The 20,196-nt window shown below is 67.7% G+C and carries 25 protein-coding genes; 15 read left to right on the plus strand and 10 right to left on the minus strand.

What is annotated here, in order from left to right; genetic code table 11:
• Positions 1-10: 10 nt before the first annotated feature.
• A complete protein-coding gene (locus tag ACWFRU_RS33620) occupies positions 11-775 on the minus strand; it encodes a hypothetical protein (RefSeq protein WP_453691912.1) in 765 nt (254 codons plus the stop codon).
• Between the two features lie 169 nt (positions 776-944).
• On the opposite strand from ACWFRU_RS33620, the gene ACWFRU_RS33625 reads away from it, so the two are divergent.
• The 3 genes from ACWFRU_RS33625 to ACWFRU_RS33635 all read left to right on the plus strand — a co-directional run bounded on the left by ACWFRU_RS33625 (position 945) and on the right by ACWFRU_RS33635 (position 2,949).
• Positions 945-1,502, plus strand: a complete 558-nt coding sequence (locus ACWFRU_RS33625) for a hypothetical protein (RefSeq protein WP_453691913.1) — start codon at positions 945-947, stop codon at positions 1,500-1,502.
• A 148-nt stretch (positions 1,503-1,650) separates the two neighbouring features.
• Positions 1,651-2,292, plus strand: coding sequence for a hypothetical protein (locus ACWFRU_RS33630; protein WP_453691914.1), 642 nt, complete (start codon positions 1,651-1,653; stop codon positions 2,290-2,292).
• A 36-nt stretch (positions 2,293-2,328) separates the two neighbouring features.
• On the plus strand, positions 2,329-2,949 hold the full coding sequence (locus ACWFRU_RS33635; protein ID WP_453691915.1) for a hypothetical protein: 621 nt from the start codon (positions 2,329-2,331) through the stop codon (positions 2,947-2,949).
• A 17-nt stretch (positions 2,950-2,966) separates the two neighbouring features.
• Here the strand turns inward: ACWFRU_RS33635 and ACWFRU_RS33640 are convergent, their stop codons facing one another.
• The 7 genes from ACWFRU_RS33640 to ACWFRU_RS33670 all read right to left on the minus strand — a co-directional run bounded on the left by ACWFRU_RS33640 (position 2,967) and on the right by ACWFRU_RS33670 (position 9,478).
• Complete coding sequence (locus tag ACWFRU_RS33640) at positions 2,967-4,274, minus strand: hypothetical protein (protein WP_453691916.1); 1,308 nt, start codon at positions 4,272-4,274, stop codon at positions 2,967-2,969.
• Positions 4,271-4,948, minus strand: a complete 678-nt coding sequence (locus tag ACWFRU_RS33645) for a hypothetical protein (RefSeq protein ID WP_453691917.1) — start codon at positions 4,946-4,948, stop codon at positions 4,271-4,273. The genes ACWFRU_RS33640 and ACWFRU_RS33645 overlap by 4 nt, the downstream gene beginning before the upstream one ends.
• Positions 4,945-6,141 carry a putative T7SS-secreted protein gene (locus ACWFRU_RS33650; protein ID WP_453691918.1) on the minus strand — a complete coding sequence of 399 codons (1,197 nt, stop codon included), beginning with the start codon at positions 6,139-6,141 and terminating at the stop codon, positions 4,945-4,947. Before ACWFRU_RS33650 ends, ACWFRU_RS33645 begins: the two co-directional genes overlap by 4 nt.
• The gene (locus tag ACWFRU_RS33655; protein WP_453691919.1) at positions 6,138-6,437 is read right to left on the minus strand and encodes a hypothetical protein; all 300 of its coding nucleotides are present in this window, start codon (positions 6,435-6,437) and stop codon (positions 6,138-6,140) included. The genes ACWFRU_RS33650 and ACWFRU_RS33655 overlap by 4 nt, the downstream gene beginning before the upstream one ends.
• 178 nt (positions 6,438-6,615) lie before the next feature.
• A complete protein-coding gene (locus ACWFRU_RS33660; RefSeq protein WP_453691920.1) occupies positions 6,616-7,647 on the minus strand; it encodes a hypothetical protein in 1,032 nt (343 codons plus the stop codon).
• Entirely contained in the window at positions 7,635-8,294 is a 660-nt protein-coding gene (locus tag ACWFRU_RS33665; protein WP_453691921.1) for a hypothetical protein, read from the minus strand. The genes ACWFRU_RS33660 and ACWFRU_RS33665 overlap by 13 nt, the downstream gene beginning before the upstream one ends.
• A gap of 356 nt (positions 8,295-8,650) precedes the next feature.
• On the minus strand, positions 8,651-9,478 hold the full coding sequence (locus tag ACWFRU_RS33670) for a S1 family peptidase (protein ID WP_453691922.1): 828 nt from the start codon (positions 9,476-9,478) through the stop codon (positions 8,651-8,653).
• Positions 9,479-9,787: 309 nt separating this feature from the next.
• Here ACWFRU_RS33670 and ACWFRU_RS33675 point away from each other — a divergent pair, with 309 nt between their 5' ends.
• The 12 genes from ACWFRU_RS33675 (at position 9,788) to ACWFRU_RS33730 (ending at position 19,353) form a co-directional block, all read left to right on the plus strand.
• Positions 9,788-10,318: a hypothetical protein gene (locus tag ACWFRU_RS33675; RefSeq protein ID WP_453691923.1), complete on the plus strand. Its 531-nt coding sequence runs from the start codon at positions 9,788-9,790 to the stop codon at positions 10,316-10,318.
• 468 nt (positions 10,319-10,786) lie between these two features.
• Positions 10,787-11,527 carry an RcpC/CpaB family pilus assembly protein gene (locus ACWFRU_RS33680; protein WP_453691924.1) on the plus strand — a complete coding sequence of 247 codons (741 nt, stop codon included), beginning with the start codon at positions 10,787-10,789 and terminating at the stop codon, positions 11,525-11,527.
• Positions 11,528-11,544: 17 nt separating this feature from the next.
• The gene (locus tag ACWFRU_RS33685; RefSeq protein WP_453691925.1) at positions 11,545-12,408 is read left to right on the plus strand and encodes a hypothetical protein; all 864 of its coding nucleotides are present in this window, start codon (positions 11,545-11,547) and stop codon (positions 12,406-12,408) included.
• A complete protein-coding gene (locus ACWFRU_RS33690) occupies positions 12,405-13,715 on the plus strand; it encodes a CpaF family protein (protein ID WP_453691926.1) in 1,311 nt (436 codons plus the stop codon). The genes ACWFRU_RS33685 and ACWFRU_RS33690 overlap by 4 nt, the downstream gene beginning before the upstream one ends.
• A 7-nt stretch (positions 13,716-13,722) precedes the next feature.
• The gene (locus tag ACWFRU_RS33695; RefSeq protein ID WP_453691927.1) at positions 13,723-14,757 is read left to right on the plus strand and encodes a type II secretion system F family protein; all 1,035 of its coding nucleotides are present in this window, start codon (positions 13,723-13,725) and stop codon (positions 14,755-14,757) included.
• The gene (locus ACWFRU_RS33700; protein ID WP_453691928.1) at positions 14,754-15,686 is read left to right on the plus strand and encodes a type II secretion system F family protein; all 933 of its coding nucleotides are present in this window, start codon (positions 14,754-14,756) and stop codon (positions 15,684-15,686) included. Before ACWFRU_RS33695 ends, ACWFRU_RS33700 begins: the two co-directional genes overlap by 4 nt.
• 79 nt (positions 15,687-15,765) lie before the next feature.
• Positions 15,766-16,017 carry a hypothetical protein gene (locus ACWFRU_RS33705; RefSeq protein ID WP_363212777.1) on the plus strand — a complete coding sequence of 84 codons (252 nt, stop codon included), beginning with the start codon at positions 15,766-15,768 and terminating at the stop codon, positions 16,015-16,017.
• Between the two features lie 115 nt (positions 16,018-16,132).
• A complete protein-coding gene (locus ACWFRU_RS33710) occupies positions 16,133-16,516 on the plus strand; it encodes a TadE family protein (RefSeq protein WP_451219878.1) in 384 nt (127 codons plus the stop codon).
• On the plus strand, positions 16,516-16,986 hold the full coding sequence (locus ACWFRU_RS33715) for a TadE/TadG family type IV pilus assembly protein (protein WP_453691929.1): 471 nt from the start codon (positions 16,516-16,518) through the stop codon (positions 16,984-16,986). The genes ACWFRU_RS33710 and ACWFRU_RS33715 overlap by 1 nt, the downstream gene beginning before the upstream one ends.
• A complete protein-coding gene (locus ACWFRU_RS33720; RefSeq protein WP_453691930.1) occupies positions 16,983-17,444 on the plus strand; it encodes a TadE/TadG family type IV pilus assembly protein in 462 nt (153 codons plus the stop codon). Before ACWFRU_RS33715 ends, ACWFRU_RS33720 begins: the two co-directional genes overlap by 4 nt.
• Before the next feature lie 251 nt (positions 17,445-17,695).
• Positions 17,696-18,304, plus strand: coding sequence for a hypothetical protein (locus ACWFRU_RS33725; RefSeq protein WP_453691931.1), 609 nt, complete (start codon positions 17,696-17,698; stop codon positions 18,302-18,304).
• Entirely contained in the window at positions 18,289-19,353 is a 1,065-nt protein-coding gene (locus tag ACWFRU_RS33730; RefSeq protein ID WP_453691932.1) for a hypothetical protein, read from the plus strand. Before ACWFRU_RS33725 ends, ACWFRU_RS33730 begins: the two co-directional genes overlap by 16 nt.
• Positions 19,354-19,381: 28 nt before the next feature.
• Here ACWFRU_RS33730 and ACWFRU_RS33735 read toward each other — a convergent pair whose 3' ends face one another.
• A complete protein-coding gene (locus ACWFRU_RS33735) occupies positions 19,382-19,726 on the minus strand; it encodes a hypothetical protein (protein WP_365823695.1) in 345 nt (114 codons plus the stop codon).
• A 33-nt stretch (positions 19,727-19,759) separates the two neighbouring features.
• A complete protein-coding gene (locus ACWFRU_RS33740) occupies positions 19,760-20,185 on the minus strand; it encodes a barstar family protein (RefSeq protein WP_453691933.1) in 426 nt (141 codons plus the stop codon).
• Between the last annotated feature and the right edge of the window lie 11 nt (positions 20,186-20,196).

The following is a 20,196-nucleotide window of genomic DNA, read 5'->3' on the forward strand; positions in this document are numbered from 1 at the left end:
TGGCCGCACTTTACTGTCGCGACGGGGGTGTTTCCATGGGGGTTCTGTGACGGGAGGGGATCAGGGAGCTGGCCATGTGCGGGTCCTTGATCTCTTCGCCGTCCGCCCCCATGACCATGCTCCGCAAGCCCTCGCAGAGCCCGTGGGAGGGGCTGACGTCGTCCGAGGACCGAATGGTGACGATGAAGTCGCCGTCGGGGCGGCGCGTGACGAGGGGTGTACCGGCAGCGGAATGTGCGGCGGCGAAGGTCATGACCGTCACGCGCTGGGCGGTGGTCAATGACTCGAGCGCGACGACATCGGGGGCTTCATCGAGGTAGCGCACGAACTCATCTCGCCCGCGGACGCTCAGCCTGCACCACGAACCATCGGTGAAGACGACCTTGGCGTCGCCCGCGCCGGAGCCGAAGTCGCGCGCTTCCACCCGGTCGACGGCGGAGCGCGGCACTTCGAAGAGGACGTCGTCCCAGATGATCTCGCTGTCATCGAGCAGTCCCACGACGAGGAGACGCCGATCGGTGATGATCGCGTGAGTGCGGTCGGTGGCGGGCCGACGCGCGGGATCGAGCTGCCAGGGCAGGGAGCGCGCAAGGGTGCCGGGAGCGGCCCACAGCACGGGGAAGTCCTCGACCTCGTCCGCCGGATCGTCGGAGCGCCCGAGCGTGCTGATGTCCCCGACACCGGTACCCCCGAGGGCTCCGACGACAGCGATGAGAGCGACGGCGAGCCCGGCCTTGAGCCCGGTACGGGCGACACGGGAGGCCTGTGACCGCACGGCGTAGACAGGACCGCCGGGCAACCCCTCCAACTCGCCCTGATCTCATGCCGTTCCTCGTCGCCCACCGAGCTACTCGCCTGGTCGCGCCGCCTGGCGGCCACCGGTGGTTGGACTGGATCTCTCCCCCCCCGCGACCCCCGGACACCAGAATGGAATGCTTCAGCAGATGCGATACGTGAAGGCCGACTGGGACCCGGAGCACCACGGTTTCCGGGTCGACGCGCGGGAATACCTGGCAGTTCTCCCCACGCTTAGAGGCGCCCTGCCTGGCGGGTCATGGGCCTTTGCGTCCGACGCCGGGCATTACGCCTTCGCGAACGATCGCTGCGTAAAGGACCTAGAGCTCACGAGCATTGCCCTGCCCACAAAAACCGCTGACGGACCGGGTACGGCATCACTCACATTCGCACCAAACCCGTGGAAGCACGCCGCCGGCCTACGTATTGAGTACGCGGGCGTCACGCGCTTCTCCATCGACTACGCGAGGTCGATCGACTGGATGGAGTCGATCACCGTGCTGCTGGACGAAATCCTGCCGCAGGAGGCCGAGGACGGGGCTGTGTCCGGCGACGGTGACGGCGCCGTCGGCGGCATCACCCACGAGATAGAGCTCACCGACGCGACGATCAAGGTGCACTGCGCGGACCTGACGGCGACGTGGGCGGGTGACGGGAAGGCGGACCGGGGGGTCGGATGCACAGAAATCCCGCCCACATACGGGTAGGGCGCGACGCTGATGGGATGTCCCTGCAATCGCACACCAAGCTGCCGCCTCCCACGGGCAGAGGGACCCCCACCCAGGAGCGCCATTCCGCCTCGTACGCTGACAAGCCGAAGTCGACAGAGAACACACAGGGGACGGGGACAACAGCATGGCCCGCTACACCGAAGCGCAGACCATCGCCCGCGGCGGATTCAGCATCAAGGTGCCGGAGACCTGGTGGGAGTTCGACGTCCGCCCGGAGTCGCGTGACGCCAGCATCCGGCAGATGATCAACGACCGCATACGCGAACGTCCCGAGCTGGAACCGCACCGGGGCACCTTCGAGGGCTTCCTGCGCAAGGCATCCAAGGAGGCCTGGCAGTCCGGCGCCCTGTACTGCGGCTGCATGGCGGGAAGCTTCGGCGGGGACGTGCCGGTCACCGGCTCGGTGACGGTCTCCCTGGTCGGCGCCCGTACGTCGAACGGCGATGTGATGCCGACCGACCCCGCGGCGATCGTGGCGCAACTCGGCGTACGGGAGGCCAAGCGCGAGGGCGACACGTATCGCAAGGTCACGACGGTCGAGATACCGGGCGTGGGGCCGGCGGCCCGCACGTACGGCATCGAGGACGTCTCCGTCCCCGGCGACGACCGCACGATCCGCGTCGTGTTGATGCAGACGTTCATTCCGGTGCCGGGACAGGAGGGCAAGGTCGCACTGGTGGCGGGCAGCAGCCAGGTCCTGGACCTGGCGGAGTCCTTCTTCGACATCTTCGACGCGGTGACGTCAACGTTCCGCTTCGCGGAATAGGCGACGATCGAGCAGACCTGAAAGGGGAAAGTGCCCGTGGAGCGGACCATCGAAGAGGCCAGGCGAATCAGGAGTGACCGGCTGGCCTCGGATGAACCAGGCATCTCAGTCCAGCCCAGCACCAACATCGTGATCTTCTACAGCGTGTGCTTCGCAGTTCCTGCGGTGGTGGCGATCGTCTGCTTGCTTCTCGGTTCGCAGCAACTGCTGCCCGTAGCCCTGATCGCGGCGCTGGCGGCTGTTGTCGCTGTCCGCCCCGTGATCGTGATCGTCGCGGCCGCCGTCAGTGACAAGTCCCTGATGAGCCGCGTACGCAAGGCATTGGGTGGGGCTCTTCCGGAGCGGGCACATGCTGTGCGCTTCGGCCTGCATGCGCACGACACCCCTGATGCGTCACTGTGGGACGCAGCTCCAGAGAAGGAGGGCGCCATCGCTGTGACGCCTCACGGGCTGCACCTGCTCAGTCCTGTGGGCTCGACCGTTCTGCCTTTCACCGATGTACTGGGAGTCGTTCTGACTCCCGGGCGGCGGCTCGCCCCGGACCGATTCGACATCCACCTTCGTTCGGGTGAGGCCATCGAAGTGAGCTCGATGAGAGCGCCTGCACTTGGGGCGGACATGTCGCGCTCAGGCGTCAGGGTGTTGCGGGAACTCTGAGTGGGACGGCCCAAGCCCTACGGCCCCGTCACCCGGGTCACCCTCAGGCCTGCTGAGTGAAATGCGTCGATCAGGGACTGAGGCTCGAAGGAACGCATCAACAGACACTGGCCGTCCACGAGGTGCAGTTCGATGTCGTGGTGAGGGAGCTTGATCACCGCGGCTCCGAGTACTTCCGCGACAGGTACCTCGAGCATCTGCTCGCCTGTTCCCAGAAGTGTCAGGGAACGCTCGTCGATGGTCAGCCCAGAGACGCGTTGAGGCCCGAAGTCCCATGCCGCCAGGCCCTCGACCGGGAGGAGGCTCTCCGGCTGGAGACCGTGCCGCACCGGGTGGATCCGCTTGCCGGGAAACCGCGCGGCGAGGGCGGCGGATACGGCCGCGTCTTCCTTCCGCTCCTGGGCGAACGACCGGGCCACCAAGACGATCGCGGTGACGAGCACGATGGCGCAGACGGCGCCGGCGATCACATAGCCGGTCGCGGACTCCGGCGCATTGCCGAAGTACAGGACGACCGTGACCACCAGGGGGAGCGCGTACCAGAGGACCGCGAGAGGGAATCGCCTGGGCGGAACCCGGCCCTCGGAGGCAGAGCCACCGGGAGTGGCACCGGCCAGCTGCGTGCGCCGTTCCGCACGGGCCCGGCCCAGCCCGCGAACCCGGTTCTCCCCGTTCACCCAGTTGCTGCGCGAGGAGGCTCGTCGTACCGCCGCACCGGCGTACACGGCGAACGTGAGCAAAGCACATACCCAACCGACTGACTCACGGTCCGACAGACCGGAGGTTGCCGCGATGGCGAGAGCCACGATGGCGGCCGACAGGCAGCCGGTGAGCCCGAGAATCCAGCGGAGGCGCGGGAGCGCACCGGATCCGTAGTTCGCCGGCGCCTCACCCAGCGCGACCGACGAACCACCCGAAGCGTCCGAACCGTCCGCACCTGCCAGGGCCAAGGCGTCCGCGTGACGGTCAAGGACGATCCACTGCTTGATCGCAGCCCAGAGTCGCACGCCACGTGCGTGATGTCGCTGGAGAGCGAACGCGGGCAGCCCTACCAGCACGAGTAGCGCACCAAAAGAGATCAGCAGAGCGAAACCGACGCTCGGTGCACCCTTCTCCCCAGCGATGGCGCCGACGAGGAGGCTGGTGATCACCAGCACGCCCAGTGAGAGCATGAGGGCGCAGATGAGGGACAGCAGCGCCCGGGGCAGCGATCGGTCGGCTTTGATCAACTCGTCGAGGGCTGAGGCGCGTGCGCGGAGCAGCGTGTCCCGGTCGGGGTACGCATCGATGAGCGGGGGGCCGGTGAGGTGGGGGGCAGTCGTCATGGGGCGGTTTCCTGAGGAGAGGGGGGAGATTTGGCTTCGAGCGGTTGGGCGGGGTCCCCGAAGGTGGACCGGTGGGCCATCACGGCAAGGAGGCCCGCCAGTTCCCCCACGTGGCTGGGGTCGAGGCTCACCCCGATGAAGAGAATGCCCCTTCCACCCCCTGGCGGGCAGGTGAGGGCGCGCACAACGCCAATCTGGGCGGACAGGGATTCATCGTCACCGTCCTCCTGCGGGGTCTGGATCGTCGACTGTGTGATCAACCCGAAGCCGATGCCCAAGTCCGTGGTGAAGGATTCCTGATAACTCGGTTCTTCGGTCTGGGGCTCGGCCACAGTGGCGAGGAGAGCGCCGATGTCGAGCTCTTCGGAAACAGCCGGTACGTCGATCACTCCAGCCATGACCTGCCAGTTGGCGATGGTCTTGGCCTCACCCGGAAGCGGACCGGAAGCGATGCCGTAGAGCACTGTCCCACTGCTCAGCAGGTGCCCGTACCAGGCCATGAGGGCATCCACGAACTGCGCCTGACGTTCTCGTGGAACAGTCGGGTACGTCTTCTGGACGATCTCTGTACAGCGCTTTCGAGTCGCGTCACGATCGGCCCCGTCTTCGAGCAGGTCGAACCAGTCTTGTGGAACGAAGAGTTGTACGGTCCCCAGCGGGGGTGCAGCGGTCACTTGTCCTCCAGCGCTGAGCGGTCAATGAGCTGACCGAAAGAAGCCCCGGTGAAGAGGTTGTTGCCGGCTTCGATCAGTCCATCGGTGCCCATTGAAGTCAGAGCGTGACCGGTCCACGTCGTGAAGAACTGCCCTCCGCGCCACCCCATCTCCGTCGCAGACATGGCATGGGCTGGGGACCCGGCTTTGCCGAGCTGAAAGAGGCCATTGGGAAGTGTTTCCGTCGCCGGTACGACTCGAGAAAGCCCTGGAACCCTGGCGAGTGCCTGGGGCACCTCCCGCACGCCGTTTCCGGCCCGGGCGTTGCCGAGGACCTTCGCGCCCACCTTGAGGGCGCCGACACCTACGGCGAGCCCGGCTGCGTCGAGAATGACGTCCTGGTCGGTGAGAGCTTTGACGAAGCTGCCGCTCTTGCCTGCCGCGGACAGGTAGTGGGCGACGAGGGCTACGCCCGCCAGGGCAAGAGAGATCCCGCCGAGGATCTGCAGTCCGGGAACCATCGCGAGCAGTCCGAGGATCGGGCTGAGAAATCCTGCGATGTCGCCGATGACCTTCAGGAGCGGCGCGAGAGCCTTCAACGCATCCATGGGGTTGGTGACCGCCCACGCGATGGTCTTCAGGGCATCGCCGATCGCGTCGGTGAACTTGTCCCACATTCCGGGTTCGTTGGGGGCGATCTCACCCGCACGCTTCAGGCGGTCCGCAATCTCGCCGCCCTTTTCGTTGTACTGGGAATGCAGGGTCCGCGCACGCGTGCGTACCGCCTCAACCGGGTCCCCGGCGTCGCCCTCTGCCTTCTTCTCGGCCTTCTCCTGGGCGCCCTCCTTCTTGGAGTCCTTCTGCTTCTTGGCCGTTTGCTCGGCCTCGAGAGCCTCCGTCTCCAGCTTCTCGGCGGTCCTCTGGTGCACCTTCATGTAGTCGGCCCAGTCGTCGAGGGCCCTCCTGGCGAGGTCGAACGACTCGTGTGCTTTGACGACCTTGGGACGGAAGTCATCGGCGAGTAGCTCGCGAAACCCCGTGGCAGCCTTGCCGCGCCAATCACCTTTTGCGGCGCCTTCGAGCACCAACTTGATCTCGGCGAGAGAATCCGTCGTGTGCTTCACGAGGTCGACGACATCGGTCAGTGCGGTGTGGTCTCCGGGGCATGGGATGAAGCCGATGGTCGGGAAGTCATCGAGGGTGGGAGTCTTCACTTCTTCTCCGCCGCCTCGCGAAGGGCCTTGGCCAACTCGTCATCCAAGCCGTCGAAAGCCTTCTCGATCTTCCCAAGAGCCTTGGAGGCATTCGTCGAGAACTTCTTCAACTGGCCGACGCCGTAGGTCCATTCGTCGCCGAAAGTGTCCATACGCTTTTCGAGCTCGGGGACGCCCATGGCTTTTGCATCGACCTGGTCCATTGCCTTGGCCGGCTTCTCCAACAGGCCGCCGATATGCTTTAGATTCTCGCGCACACGCTCCAACATTTCCCCGTCGATGTACAGGTCACTCACTGGGTCCCCTTTGTTGCCTCAACTGACGCGCGAGTCTCGTCCCCTGCCTTGATGACATCTCTCGGCGGGCCAAGTGGCGAAGGCGGGCACGCAAGCTGCAGCGGTCGCCTCGTCGCGCGGAGAAAAGGAGGCCTGGCGCGGAGGTCGGGCCGCACCAGGCCTCGCTAGCACTCGCTTCTCAGCGGTTGATGGACTGGATTTCCTCGACCTTGACGTCCTGCGTGGTGCCGAAGGTACCGGCGGGCAGGTCTCCACCCGGAACGCCCGTCCCTGTCCAGCTGACCTTCCAGGTGACGGTTGCCTTGAGCTCGTATGTTCCATCACCGGACGACCGGTGGTAGGTGACGCCGCACGGAGGGATCTTGTCGGCTTTCCCCCGGGCGTAAGGGGCGCCGATGCTTCCGTCCTTGTTGATGGCGCACTCGCCGGACGTGGGGTGGCTCTGCGCGTCCTTCGTGCCGGGCTCGATCTTGAGCGACTGCGGCTCGGCGGTGGTCGTGGCCTCTATGTTCTGGCCGCCCGCGTTGAGGGACGCGGTCACGGACACGGGCTTGAACTTTGCCTTGTCGAGCCAGGCCCAGGTGTGGAGATTCACCTTCGTGACGTTCTCGGGGGCGAGCGTGACCTTGGTTCCGGGAATCTTGATCTTCGCGTAGGCGAGTTCGGCGAGTATCTCGGGCGTCACCGCGTTCTCGACCTCTGGGGGCTCCCCGTTGTCCACCCAGAAAGGGGGCTCCTTACAGGCGAAGATGTCGCCACCCTCTTCGTAAGGCAAGGCGGCACGGTCCCAGAACATGCCTTTGCCCTTTTTGGCCATGTTGTAGTTCTTGTAGGGGTGGCCATCGACGTAGTGCTTCTCGAAAGCGGCGACCGCCTCACCGAGCCCACTGGCGTGAGGGAGGTTCTTGGTCTTCATGTGGTCCGCTTTGAGCTGCTCCGGCGTGTACTTGGGCTCGTACCAGCAGGGGGGAGGGGTCCAGTCGGACGACTGCACCGTCATCGGACCGCTGGACGGGCCACTGCCGTTGCGGGAGACATCGAAGCGGATCACGGACTCGATCTCTTCGGCGTTCCGGTCGCCGGACTGCTCGACGTTGCCCTCCGACCCGCCGCCGGGCCCGTCCGCGAAGGCGGTGCCGGGCACAATAGAGATGCCTGCGGCTGCGAGAAGCAGGGCAGAGTTCCGCAGGGTGGTCCTCACGGCTGGCACTGAGTTGCTCCCCTTTCCGACGAAACGGCAGTGGTCTTCCACACGCCCTCACTGCTCTTCTTGAGGCTCGCGTCGTAGAAGACGTAGGACTTGCTCGTCACCGGAGTCTTCTCGGCCTTGTTCGTCTTGCGGTCCTTGCCGAACCACTTGCTCTCGTCACCGCAGTACGTCAGGCGGGCGGACCCATCGGACCGGAATTGCACATTGCGGTCGTAGAACCGGACTGTGCCGGTGACGGAGTAGCCGTCGTCCACCGTGGTCTTGATCCATTGGACGGCGCTGGCCGCGGCATCGCCCTCCGAGTAGAACTGGACCGCTTCGGAGCTCGGATCGCCCTTGATGATGGCGGCGTCAATCGCGCGGTGGCGCTCCGCGTTGTCCGCGAGCACGGCGTCCTTCTTCGCGTCACCCGTCTTGGCGTCCTCGAATTTGAGGATGTCGTCCTTCGGCAGCGTGATCTTCGGACGGGCTACGTCGGCGTCGGGCGAGGCGCTGGGTGATGCGGACTTCTTGGCACCGCCCTGATCGGCGCCCGCGATCTTGTCCTTGTTGCTGTCGTTGTCGCCGTCACCACCCCCGCAGGCCGTCAACAGCAGGGCTGCGGTCGCGGCGAGCGCGGCGGTGATGGGCATGGTGCGGCGGTTCACAGTCGGCTCCCGGTGGGGCGAGGGTGTCTGCAACGGGCCGACGTTATCCGTGAGGTTGCTGGTTCCGCCAGGGTGGATAGTGGGGCAAGTCGTGGCATCTCAACTGAATGTCATCGTGTCGTGATGCGAAGAGTGCAGCAGCGGAAAGCCTCGGCTGTCTCGATGCTGCTGGGATCGTGGCGCGAAGTGAACTGTTTGCCGCTGTTACCAGGGGTCAGTGCCATGCAAGTCAGCTGTTGCGAGCTGGCAGGCCTGACGCTGAAGCCCCAGCCACCGATGCGTGGTTGAAGCTGGGGCGCGGGGCACGGCTCGGCCCGGCGGGGCGGGGGCCCGCCGGGCCGAGCGCAACTGGTGGCTCAGCGGCGGTTCATCGCTCGCTTTACCTTCTTGCCTGCAGGCGACTCATCCAGCGTTTTCCACAGCTTTGATGAGCTCACCGATGTGTAGACGCCCGGGGCGCCCTGGGCGCCGCAGCCGTCACCGTAGGAGACGACGCCTATCTGGATCGGGGCCCTGCGGCCGGGCACGTTACGGAAGATGGGGCCGCCGCTGTCGCCCTGGCAGGAGTCCTTCGTCTCGACTCCCGCGCAGAAGTTGACCTTTGAGTTGTACTCGGCGTAGCTCGTGCCGCATTCCGCGTGGGAGAGGATCGGGACCTTTACCTCGCGGAGGCGGTCCGGGGTGTTGGGGAGTTCCGTGTCCGTGTTGCCCCAGCCCGCGACCGTCGCCTTCTGACCCGGGCGGATCAGGGCGTCCGTGCCCTGGGTGGGGAGCGCGATCGGGGAGATGCCCCGCACCGGCTTGCTGAGCTGGATGAACGCCACGTCGTACGCCTCCTGGCCCTTGAGGTAGCGCGGGTGTACCACCACGCCTCCCTTGGCCACGTTGCGTATCTGGCCCTGGCCGGACTTGGAGAGCACCGTGCGGCCCACCGCCACCTGGAGCTTCTTCGGCTTGAGGGGCTTGCCCGCGTCGTCCACCAGGCAGTGTGCCGCCGTCATGACCGTGTCCGCCGTCACCAGGCTGCCGCCGCAGAACTGGCGGTCCAGCGCGCTGCCGGAGCCCTTGTCCATGACGGCCGCCATGAAGGGGTAGGCGTCGTTCGACACCTCGGTGCCGCCGATGATCGCGTGCGCCGGCGTTGCCGTGGCGATCAGGGTCAGGGATGCGGCCGCCGTTGCCACGGCCGCAGGAATGGTTCTGGGCGCGGACTTCGTCCGGCGCGTCGAGTGAGTCGAGTGACTTGAGTGAGTTGAGTGAAAGGAAAGTCTCATGGGGGGTGAATTTCTCTTCCGTGTTGCGCAAAGCAGGAGTTCTTGCTTGTTCTGCACGTGAGACGGGTGAACGGGGGTGGGGGTTCATCGGGTCATGGACGGGCATGTTGAGGTCGAGAGGAGTGGAGGCGTGGGGTGGGTGTGTCGGAGCCGGCTGAGGCGGGGGTCTCTCTGACCGGGGCTTGGATCGACGCGTGGGTTTCCCGCGTACGGGAGGGGGTGGATTCTCATCTCCGGGGGTTCGAGGTCCGGGTTGGGTATCCGCCCGACTGCAACTCGGTCGCCCCCGCGCGCAAGTTGGAGGAGCCCGAGCGCCTTGAGCCGGAGGATTCCGAGCGCCTTGAGTCGGAGGATTCCGAGCGCCTTGAGATCGCGGCGGCCTCCGGTGAACTCGCTCTCCTCTACTGCCATCTGAGCCACCTCAGCCTCCCCGACGTAGGCCCCGGGCTCTTCGTGCACTCCGCCCAGCAGACAGTGGCCGGGCTGCGCGGGGACCTGCCCACCCGGATCGAAGGTGCGGTCGGCCACGCCCTCGGCACCCCCGTCGTCGTCTTCGGGTCCGACGGCGGCGGCGCGCTCTTCGCGCTCAGTCGGGCTGACGGCGCGACCGTGTATCGCCTGCCAGTAGGCCGAGTTGACGGTCAGACCTACCGGCCGGCTCCCTCCACCTCCACGCCGACCGAAGTCCTGGCCCCGAACCTCCAGGCCTTCCTCACGTACGTCGAAGGCCAGCTGCGGCAACAGGCCTGAGCCCCACAGCACCCCCCCTGGGGCCAGCCCCCGACGGCCCCACACATGGCCGAAGCACGACCAACCAATCCCCCCGGGAACCACTCCCACCTCTCCCCGCGTCATCCGTGCGGCTGATGGATCAGCCCCACCAGCACCCCGTCAGCCGCCCAGCAGCCCGTGGTGTTCCTCATCACCGCGCCCACCGAGGCCCGTTGCGCAAACAATGAATATTCGCGTATGCACATCCCTCTCTCCGCTTGAGATCCCGGAATGCGTGGGAACCATGGAGTACGGATTGCGCGTGGATAACGATGAGGAGTGCGGGCCGCGGCAGTCTTAACGCGCCTTGAGGGGCTTATGTGCTGCTGATACGGTGCGATGACTTGACACTGTGCCTGGGGCTGAATAGCCCGCCCGAGGCGGGCGAAGAGAGTCGCGAGTGTCTGAAAATGACCGAATCTTCTTGGGCGTGCGGGGAGCAGTTGCGTGAAGATCCAAGAGCGTACGGGGGCGGGCAACAGCCGTTCCGCCGCGCCGGTTCAGCCAGCGGTCGGTGAGCGCCTTCCCGCGCCGCCTCGCGAGCGCAAACCGGCACTCGCCGCCCTGGCCGTTCTGCTCATCCTCATCGGCGCCCTCGGCGCCACCGTCCTCGTGCTGCGCGCCGGGGACCGGATCGAGGTCGTGAAGGTGACGGAGGAGATCCCCGCCGGGGAGTCCGTCGTCCGCGACAAGAACGTCACGTCCGTGATGGTCTCCGCCGACTCCGGGGTCAACTACGTCAAGTGGTCCCAGCTCGGCCAACTGTCGAAGCTCAAGGCCACCAACACCATCCCCAAGGGCGCCGTCGCCGTCGGCGAGATGTTCTCCGGCAAGAGCGGGCTGCCCGCGGGCAAGTCGGCCGTCGGTGTCTCCCTCAAGGAGGGGCAGTACCCCGCGGACGGCCTGAAGGCCGGCGACAGCGTGGACGTCTACCAGGTCGGCGACGACGCTTCCGGAGGAAGCTCCGGCGACAAGGGGACCGGCGGTTCCGCCGGGACGGGCGCGAGCGACTCGCCCATCGTCTCGGCCGCCCGCGTCAGCTCCGTCGCGGACAAGAGCGACGCCACCGTGAGCACCGGTGCCCTCGGCATCACGCTCCTGGTGGACAGCGCCGACGCCGCCGCCGTCACCAGGGCCGCGTCCGCCGGTGCCGTCTCGCTCGTCCAAGTGTCTCCCAACGGCAACTAGAGGCGAGTAGAAGAGACATGGCGCTCATTGCTCTCGCCGCGGACAAGGGATCTCCCGGAGTCACCACCGCGGCCGTCGCGCTCGCGGCCGTCTGGCCGCGCCGCGTCCTCGTCGCGGAGACCGACCCCGCGGGCGGCGACCTCGTCTACCGCAGTGCCGCCGCGCACGGCGGACCGCTCAACCCCAACACCGGGATGCTCAGCATCGCGGCCACCGCCCGTCGTGGGCTTGTTCCTGATCAACTCTGGGATCACACGCAGCCGTTGAGCGGTGGTCTCGAGGTGCTCGTCGGGCTCGGCATCGCCGAGCAGGCCGCCGGGCTCGCCGGACTCTGGCCGACCCTCGGCCGTGCCTTCTCGCAGCTCGCCGATTCGCCGAACGCGCCCGCCGATGTCATCGCTGATTGCGGTCGCATCAGTGGGGATTCCCCTGCCGTCGAGCTCTTCCCGCAGGCTGCCCTTGTGCTGCTCGTCTCGCGGACCGAGCCCGAGGCCATCGCGCGTGTACGGGACCGTGCCGCAGCGCTCGCCACCAAGCTGCACGGCGGATCGCGTGGGGCCGCGTCGCTCGCGACCCCGCTCATCGGCGTACTCCTGATCGCCGACCCCTCGACGTCCGGCAAGCTCGTCCACCAGGTCAACGACATGCTGATGGCCGCGCAGACCGGCGCCCGCGTCGTCGGCACCCTCGCCGAAGACCCGGCGGGCGCCGAGCAGTTGGCGGGGCGCAAGCGCGGGCGTCTCGACAAGTCCATGCTCATCCGCTCGGCCCGCAAGGTGACCGTCGACCTCTACCAGCAGTACGGCGCCGCGTGGGCCAACCCGAACGCGGGCACGCACGGCACCGCGGGCATGCAGGGCACGCGCGGGGCCGGCCGATGAGCGTTCCCGTCGATCACCAGCTGGTGAAGCGGTTCCGGCAGGACGCCGGTGACCGCATCGCCGAGCAGCGCCGCCTGGACCAGGTCTCCGGCGTCACCCCCATGTCGGGCGAGGACGAGCGGCAGTACGCCCGCGCCGTCATCGCCCAGATCCTGGAGGAGTACGCCCGGATAGAGATCAACGCCGGGCGGACCCCGCTGGACGCCGAGACCGAGGAGAAGTACGCGGCCGCGGTGCACGCGGCGCTCTTCGGCGTCGGACGGCTCCAGCCGCTGCTCGACGACCCCGAGGTCGAGAACATCGACATCAACGGGTGCGACCAGGTCTTCGTCGGATACGCCAACGGCCGTGAGACCAAGGCCGATCCGGTCGCCGAGACCGACGAGGAGCTCATCGAGCTCATCCAGATCCTCGGCGCGTACTCCGGTCTCTCCTCGCGCCCCTTCGACTCCGCCAACCCGCAGCTCGACCTCCGGCTGCCCGACGGCTCACGTCTGTCGGCCGTCATGGACGTCACGCGGCGGCCCGCGCTCTCCATCCGACGTGCCCGCATGGGCAAGGTCTTCATGTCGGACCTGGTGGGCAACGGCACGCTGACGCCCGAGGTCGCGCACTTCCTGGCGTGCGCGGTGCGGGCCCGCAAGAACATCATGATCGCGGGCGCGACGAACGCCGGAAAGACCACGCTGCTGAGGGCCCTCGCCAACGAGATCCCGCCGCACGAGCGCCTGGTGACCGTGGAACGCGCCCTGGAGCTCGGCCTCGACCAGTTCGCCGACCTGCACCCGAACGTCGTCGCCTTCGAGGAGCGCCTGCCCAACTCCGAGGGTCAGGGCATGATTTCGATGGCCGAGCTGGTGCGCCGCTCGCTCCGTATGAACCCCTCCCGCGTCATCGTCGGTGAGGTCCTCGGCGACGAGATCGTGACGATGCTGAACGCGATGTCGCAGGGTAACGACGGCTCGCTCTCCACGATCCACGCCAACAGTTCGAGTGAGGTCTTCAACCGCATCTCGACGTACGCCCTCCAGGCCAGCGAGCGGCTGCCCATCGAGGCCAGCCAGATGCTCGTGGCCGGAGCCGTCAACTTCGTCGTCTTCATCCAGCGGCGCAACAACTACCAGACCGGCGGCAAGCTCCAGCGCATGGTGACCTCGGTCCGCGAGGTCAACGGCGTCGACGGCCGTGTCCTGTCCAGCGAGGTCTTCGCGGAGGCCGCGAACGGGCAGGTCGTCGCGCACGCGCCGATCGCCTGCATGGACGACCTGGCCGCGTTCGGCTACCGCCCCGCCGGGCAATGGGGGTGAGCACGACATGAACTCACTCGGCTCGATGGGCGGCCTTTTCTCGCTGCCCGTCCTGTACGCACTGGGCTGCGGCATCGCCGTCGGCGGTGGCATCGCGGTCCTCGCGATGGCGCTGCGCGGTCTGCCGGTGAAACCGGAGCACGAGAAGCAGAAGGCCAGCAGGCGGATGAGCGAACTCATCCGGTTCGCGGGCCAGCGCGGCTCGCTTGCCATCGGCGTGGGCCTCGCGGTGTTGCTCCTCACCCGGTGGGCGGTCGCGGGCATCGCCTCCGGCATCCTCGTCTTCTTCTGGGACAAGCTGTTCGGCGGCGCGGCGGAGGAGCGGTCGCAGATGCGCCGCGTCGAGGCGCTCGCCGCTTGGACGGAGTCCCTGCGCGACACCATCGCGGGCGCGGTCGGCCTGGAGCAGGCGATCCCGGCATCGGCACGAGCGGCGGCCCCCGTCCTCCGGCCGCACCTGGACGCCCTGGTGGACCGGCTGCGTGCGCGTACGCCGCTCCCCGAGGCCCTGCAGATCCTGGCCGACGAGATCGACGACGCCTCGGCCGACATCATCGTGGCGGCGCTGATCCTGAACGCGAAGCTGCGCGGTCCGGGCCTGCGCCAGGTGCTCGGCGCGCTCGCCAAGTCGGCTCGCGAAGAGGTCGACATGCGCCAGCGCGTGATGTCGCAGCGTGCGTCGACGCGGCGCTCGGTGCAGATCGTGGTCGCGGTGTCGATCGCGTTCGTGCTCGGCCTCTCGATCTTCAACCGCGACTTCGTCGCGCCGTACGGCACCGCGGTCGGACAGCTCGTACTCGCCTGTGTCTGCGGCCTGTTCGCGCTCGGCTTCTGGTGGCTGCGCAAGCTCTCGACGGTGGAGACGCCGGACCGCTTCCTGGTCCGGGACGAGCCCGGCGTGCAGTTCGTTCGGCCGCGGGGTGCGGGCGCGGTCCCCGGCGCCGGTGAGCAGGCGCCCCTGCCGGGGCACGCCGGCCCGTACGGGCAGCCGGGTCAGCCCGGCGCCACCGGCCATGCGAATCCCGAGGGGGTACGTCGATGAGCCTGACGATGCCGATAGTGATCGGCGCCATCATGGGCCTGGGCATCTACGCCCTCGTACGTGCCCTGATGCCCTCCAAGCGGAGCGCGGTCGCCACGGTCGCGCGGATCGACGCCATGCGGGCCAGGGGCGCGGCGTACGAATCGCACCGCGCGTCCGCCGACAGCAAGGACGACTCGGGCCGACTGGGTTCGGCCCGGGCCCGGGTGGGTGCGAGGGTCGCCGACTTCTACCTCCAGCAGGGCTGGGAACAGCGCTCGCTGCGGGCCGACCTGGCGGTGCTCGACCGAAGCTGGGAGAAGTTCCTGGCGACGAAGACGCTGCTCGCGGCCGCGGGTGTCTTCTTCGGGCCCTTCCTTTTCGCGGTCATCTGGACGCTGGGTGTCGGCGACAGCCCGATCATCCCGGTCTGGCTGGCCCTGATGTTCGGCGCACTGTTCTTCTTCCTGCCCGACCTCGAGGTGCGCAGGGACGCCGCCGACAAGCGGCGCGACCTGCGCCGCGTCATCGGCGCCTATCTCGACCTGGTGTCGATGAGCCTGGCGGGCGGCCGAGGCCTTCCCGAAGCCCTGATGGCGGCGGCGGAGATCTCGGAGGGATGGGCGACGCAACGCATCCGCAACGCGCTGGCCGATGCCCGGATCACCGGCATCAGCCAGTGGCAGGCACTCGGTGCCCTCGGCGAGGAACTGGGCATCGAGGAGCTCAAGGACCTGTCGGCCTCGCTCGCGCTCGTGGCGGACGACGGCGCGAAGGTGCGCGAGTCGCTCGCCTCCCGCGCGGAGACGATGCGGCACCGCGAAATGGCCGAGATCGAGGGCAGTGCGGGCGAGAAGTCCCAGTCGATGCTCGTCGCCCAGCTTCTCCTGTGTGCGGGCTTCCTGGTCTTCCTCATCTTCCCGGCGGCGATGCGCGTGTTCCAGGTCTAGCGATCTTTACGGCGAAGGACGGGCCGGCCGACGGGGACGGCCCGACAGTCTCCCCCCACTCCTGAGAGGACAACTCACCATGAACGGACGGAACTTCAGTACCGGCATCCCGGCTGTCGACTTCCTGGTCACCTTCCTGCGGGGCCGCGTCGAGCGCGCCCGCTCCGGCGAGCTCGACCGCGGTGCGTCCGCGGTCGAGTGGGTCATCATCTCTGCGGTCGTCGTGGCGATCGTCGGCGTGGTGGCCGCGATCATCAACACCGCGCTCAAGGGCGGGGCCGACAAGGTCGGGGACTGCATCGAGGGCGCGGACGCCGGCAAGACCTGCTGATCGACCTGCTGATCGATCGGCCGACGGGGAGCGAGGGCGGGGACGAGTGCGCGGGTGCGTGAAGCGATGGGTACGCCGCAGGGTGGAGGCAGCCTCCACCCGCGGTGAATCCGGCATGACCGCGATCGAGTTCGTGCTGCTCACTCCGGTGCTCTTCTTCATGATCTTCGCGACGGTGCAGTTCGCGCTGTACTTCTTCGCGGATCATGTCGCCCAGGCCGCGGCCCAGGCGGGCGCGCGCAAGGCCCGTGCGACGGCGGACGAGAACCCGGGCGGCTGGCGCGGCGACGCGCGCGACGTCGTCGACGCCTACATCCAGCAACTGGGCCCGCAGTTGGTGATCAGCCCCGACGTGAAGACGATGGAGCCGAAGGCGAACACGGTCGGGGTGGAGATCACCGCGAGCGTTCCGTCGGTCTTCCCCGGCCTCGACCTGACGGTGCACGCGCAGTCGGCGGGGCCGGTGGAGCGGTTCGTGGAGGAGGGGGAGGGCGGCTGATGAGGAACGTATGGGCAGGTGTCCTTCGTCGCCGACGCGACGCGATCGTCCGCGGGACGGACAGGGGCTTCGGGACGGACCGGGGCCTCTCCACGATCGAGGTGGTCATCCTCGCCCCGGTGATGATCCTCTTCATCCTGGTCCTGGTGGCCTTCGGCCAGCTCGTCGACGGCCGGGGAGCCATCGACGGAGCGGCGCGGGACGCGGCGCGCGCCGGATCGATCCAGAAGGATCTGGGCACGGCGATGGCGGAGGCGAGGGCCGCCGCGGAGGCGGACCTCGCGGACATCTGCTCGGGCCCGGTCAGCGTCAGAAAGACCAGCGACGGCTTCCAGGCCGATGTCGACCCCTTCTTCACGGTGGAAGTGAGCTGCAAGGTGCGGGGCTTGGACATGATCGGCCTCGACGTGCCGACGACGCTGACGGCCAGCTTCAGCTCCTCGCTGGACCCGTACCGGAGGTCGGTGTGAGTACCCCTCGCGTGCGTGCGTGGGTCTCGTCCCGCCGGGAACGCCTCGACGACCGTGGCTCGGGCGCGGGCGCGGTCATCATCTTCGCGATCGTCTTCCTCTCGCTCTCGGCCTTCGTCATCGACGGCGGCCTGTCCATCTCCAAGCGGGAGAGAGCCGCGGACATCGCGGAACAGGCGGCGCGGTACGCGGCGCAGGACGTCGACCGCGAGGGCATCTACGAAGGCGCCAAGGGCGCCCCCATCAACTACGAGAACTGCGGCGCCCGAGCCCAGGAGTACGCCCGCTCGACGGACATGACGGCAGCGGACATCGCGGCGACGCACTGCGTGACGGCCAACGCGAACCAGGTAGAGGTGGAGGTCCAACTGACCTACAGCCCCGTCTTCACCGGCCTGTTCTACGGCGGTGACGTGACGGTGCGGGGCAGTGCGATCGCGGAGAATGAAGTGGGCTGAGGTGGGCTGAGGTGGGCTGAGGTGGGCGGGGGGCCTGGCTGACGCCGGCCTCGCCCAGCGTCCACCGTCCACCGTCCACCCAGAGGGTCATCGGACTCATCCGACTTTCACTCCGCCGACCGTTCCTCTTGCGGTGACTTTCACCAGCTGCGCGGGGTTTTACCGCCTGTTCCCCTTCGGGGAGATACGGGAGGTAGGGCTCGGTGCGTGCGTGGGCGGGGTTGCCTTGGGTGGGGGCGGGTTTTGTGGTGATGGCTGTGGTGGGGTGTGGTGGGGGCGAGCCGGGCGGTCCGGACAGGATCGCGGGCGCGGACACGTCCGGCGGGGCGCCGGTGGCGCCTTCGTCGTCCCCGTCCGAAGTCGCCGTCGACCGACCGGTGGTCACGCTGCCGAAAGACGTGAGGAACGTCTTCGAGGGGCGGCGGACCGGGGACGCCGCGAAGGACGCGGCGCTCGCGGACAGCGAGCGGGGGACGGACGCCGAAAGCGACGCCATCGTCAGGGGCAAACCGGCTTCCGCCGCTCTGCGCTTCTACAACAAGGACGACACCTTGCTGTCGGAGGTCAAGTACGTGCAGAGCTTTGTGGACGCGGGCATCAGCTACAAGGGCACGATCCGCTACTTCGACCGCCGGGTGACCCTCGTCGACGAGGACACGGCGACGCTCGTGTACTGCGCCGACGAAAGCGACGCGGTCAACGTCGACCGCCGGACCGGCAAGACCAAGAAGTCCGGCCAGACGAAGCGCGAGGACAACTACGTGCTCTACAACACGAGGCTGACACTGAGCCCGCAGGGCGTCTGGCAGACCACCGAGGGCTTCTCGAAGCGAGGGGCCGCCACGTGCCTTCCGCGGTGAAGCGCCGGTACGTCGCGATGACCGCCGGAGTCTTGGTGGTGACCGCGTGGACGTCGCCCGCCCATGGCGTCGGCGCGGGCGGGGCCGGCAAGGAGGAGGTCGCCGCCACGGGAGGCGCGAGTGACGGAAACATCCACGCTCAGACCAGGATCCGCACGGCAGTCAGTGGTGGCAGCCGCAGCGTTGCCGCATCGGGAACACGCACACTGACCCCGGCCACGCAGGGAAACTGGCAACCCCCGGCCTGCTGGTACGAGCCCGCCTTCTCGCCGAAAGAGATCCAGCGCATCGTCAAGGCGTGGCGGGCCTTCGGGGCGAGTGCTCCCCTCGTAGGGGGCATCGGCCACGCCATCAGCGAAGCGATCGAGCACCGCTACAAGGACGGCCACCCGTACAAGAACTACAACCTCTCCCAGCAGGGCAAGGGAATGTTCTGGGCGTCGGTGATCAACCCCAACCGCGAGGACGACCCCGAGGCGACGTCCTGCGACCGACAGCCCTTCTGGGTGGCCAAGGGCCGGACCCCGACGGAACCCATGGCGGCCTCACCGAAGATCCTCGCCCAGTACGCGTACGACGAACTCCCTGTCCCCGGCACCGAGATCAAGACGGCTCCGAGGGGCCGGGCCACGGTGAATCTGCCCACCTGGGTCTGGCTGGACAAGGCCAGGTTCAAGAAGATCAGCGTCACAGCGAGCCTGCCCGGAACGGGCCTCGCGGCGACGACGACCGCCGAGCCGGAGTCCTTGCGCATCGAGCCGGGCACGGCTGATGCCGAGGTCGCACCGGCAACGGGGAACTGCCCCCTCACCAAGCGAGGAGGCGGCATCGGTGAGCCGTACGCGCGAGGCAAGGCGAGCAAGCTACCGCCGTGCGGTGTCACGTACTTGCGCTCTCCGGGCCCGCACACCACGTACGCCCTGCGGGCCACGCTCACCTGGAAGATCCGCTGGTCCAGCACGACGGGCGAGGGCGGCACGCTGCCGTCCGGCTCGTTCGGCACGACGCAACAGATCCCCGTACAGGAGATCCAGTCAGTGAACCGCTGACGGCGGGTGCGGAGGAGGCGGCGACCTGCTAGTCGCCCTCTCCCTTGCCCTTCCCCTTGCCGCCCTTCTCCTTCACGCCCTCCGAGACGTCCTTCGCCAACTTGTCGTCAAGCTTCTTGAATTCGCGGACGACGGCGTCGGACATGTCGGCCAGCGCGGTCAGTTGCTGGGTGATGTCCTCGCGACCGTCTTCCCAGTTGGACTCGAAGTCTTCGAGAGCGTCGTACACACCGCCGTCGCCGATGTCGTCCTTGTAGGACTCGAAGGTCTTCTTCGTCCGGTTCATACGGTCCTTCACGGACCGCAACCGGCTTCCGTAGTCCTCCAGATCACTGAGCGGAAGCGCGAGGTCGCTCTTCCCTTTGCCTGCCATCCCGTGTCCCCCTCAGTCTGGCTCCGGAGACGATTATGACCTGTTCCGTGGTTCCGGGGGCGGGGTTATACGTCTGGGGCAACGTCTGGAATGCGGCGGGTGGGGGGCCGCCTGGCAGAGGACTGAGATGAACAGCCCCAGGAAGTCGGCGGTCAGCAGGTCGTCGGCGTGGTCGATCAGGACCGCGACGTCCCTGGTCTCGCCGCAGTGGCCGTGCCAGTCGTGGAGGCAGTCCACGAGCGCGTCCCAGTTGTGGCCGAAGTAGGCAGGGAAGCGGAGTTCCCGGGCGAAGGTGGCGAACAGGGTGGGCGGGTCCCGCAGCTCTCTGCCGTCCACGTGGATCACTTGGCCGCCCAGCTTCTGCAGCTCGGCGGTCTCCGTGCTCAGCCATGGGTCGTCGTGGCGCGTGAAGACGACCCATGGTGCGCGTCGCCGGGTGAGGGTGGCGCCGGTTTCCATGGCGTGGGGGT

The organism is Streptomyces sp. NPDC055099 (assembly GCF_053607685.1).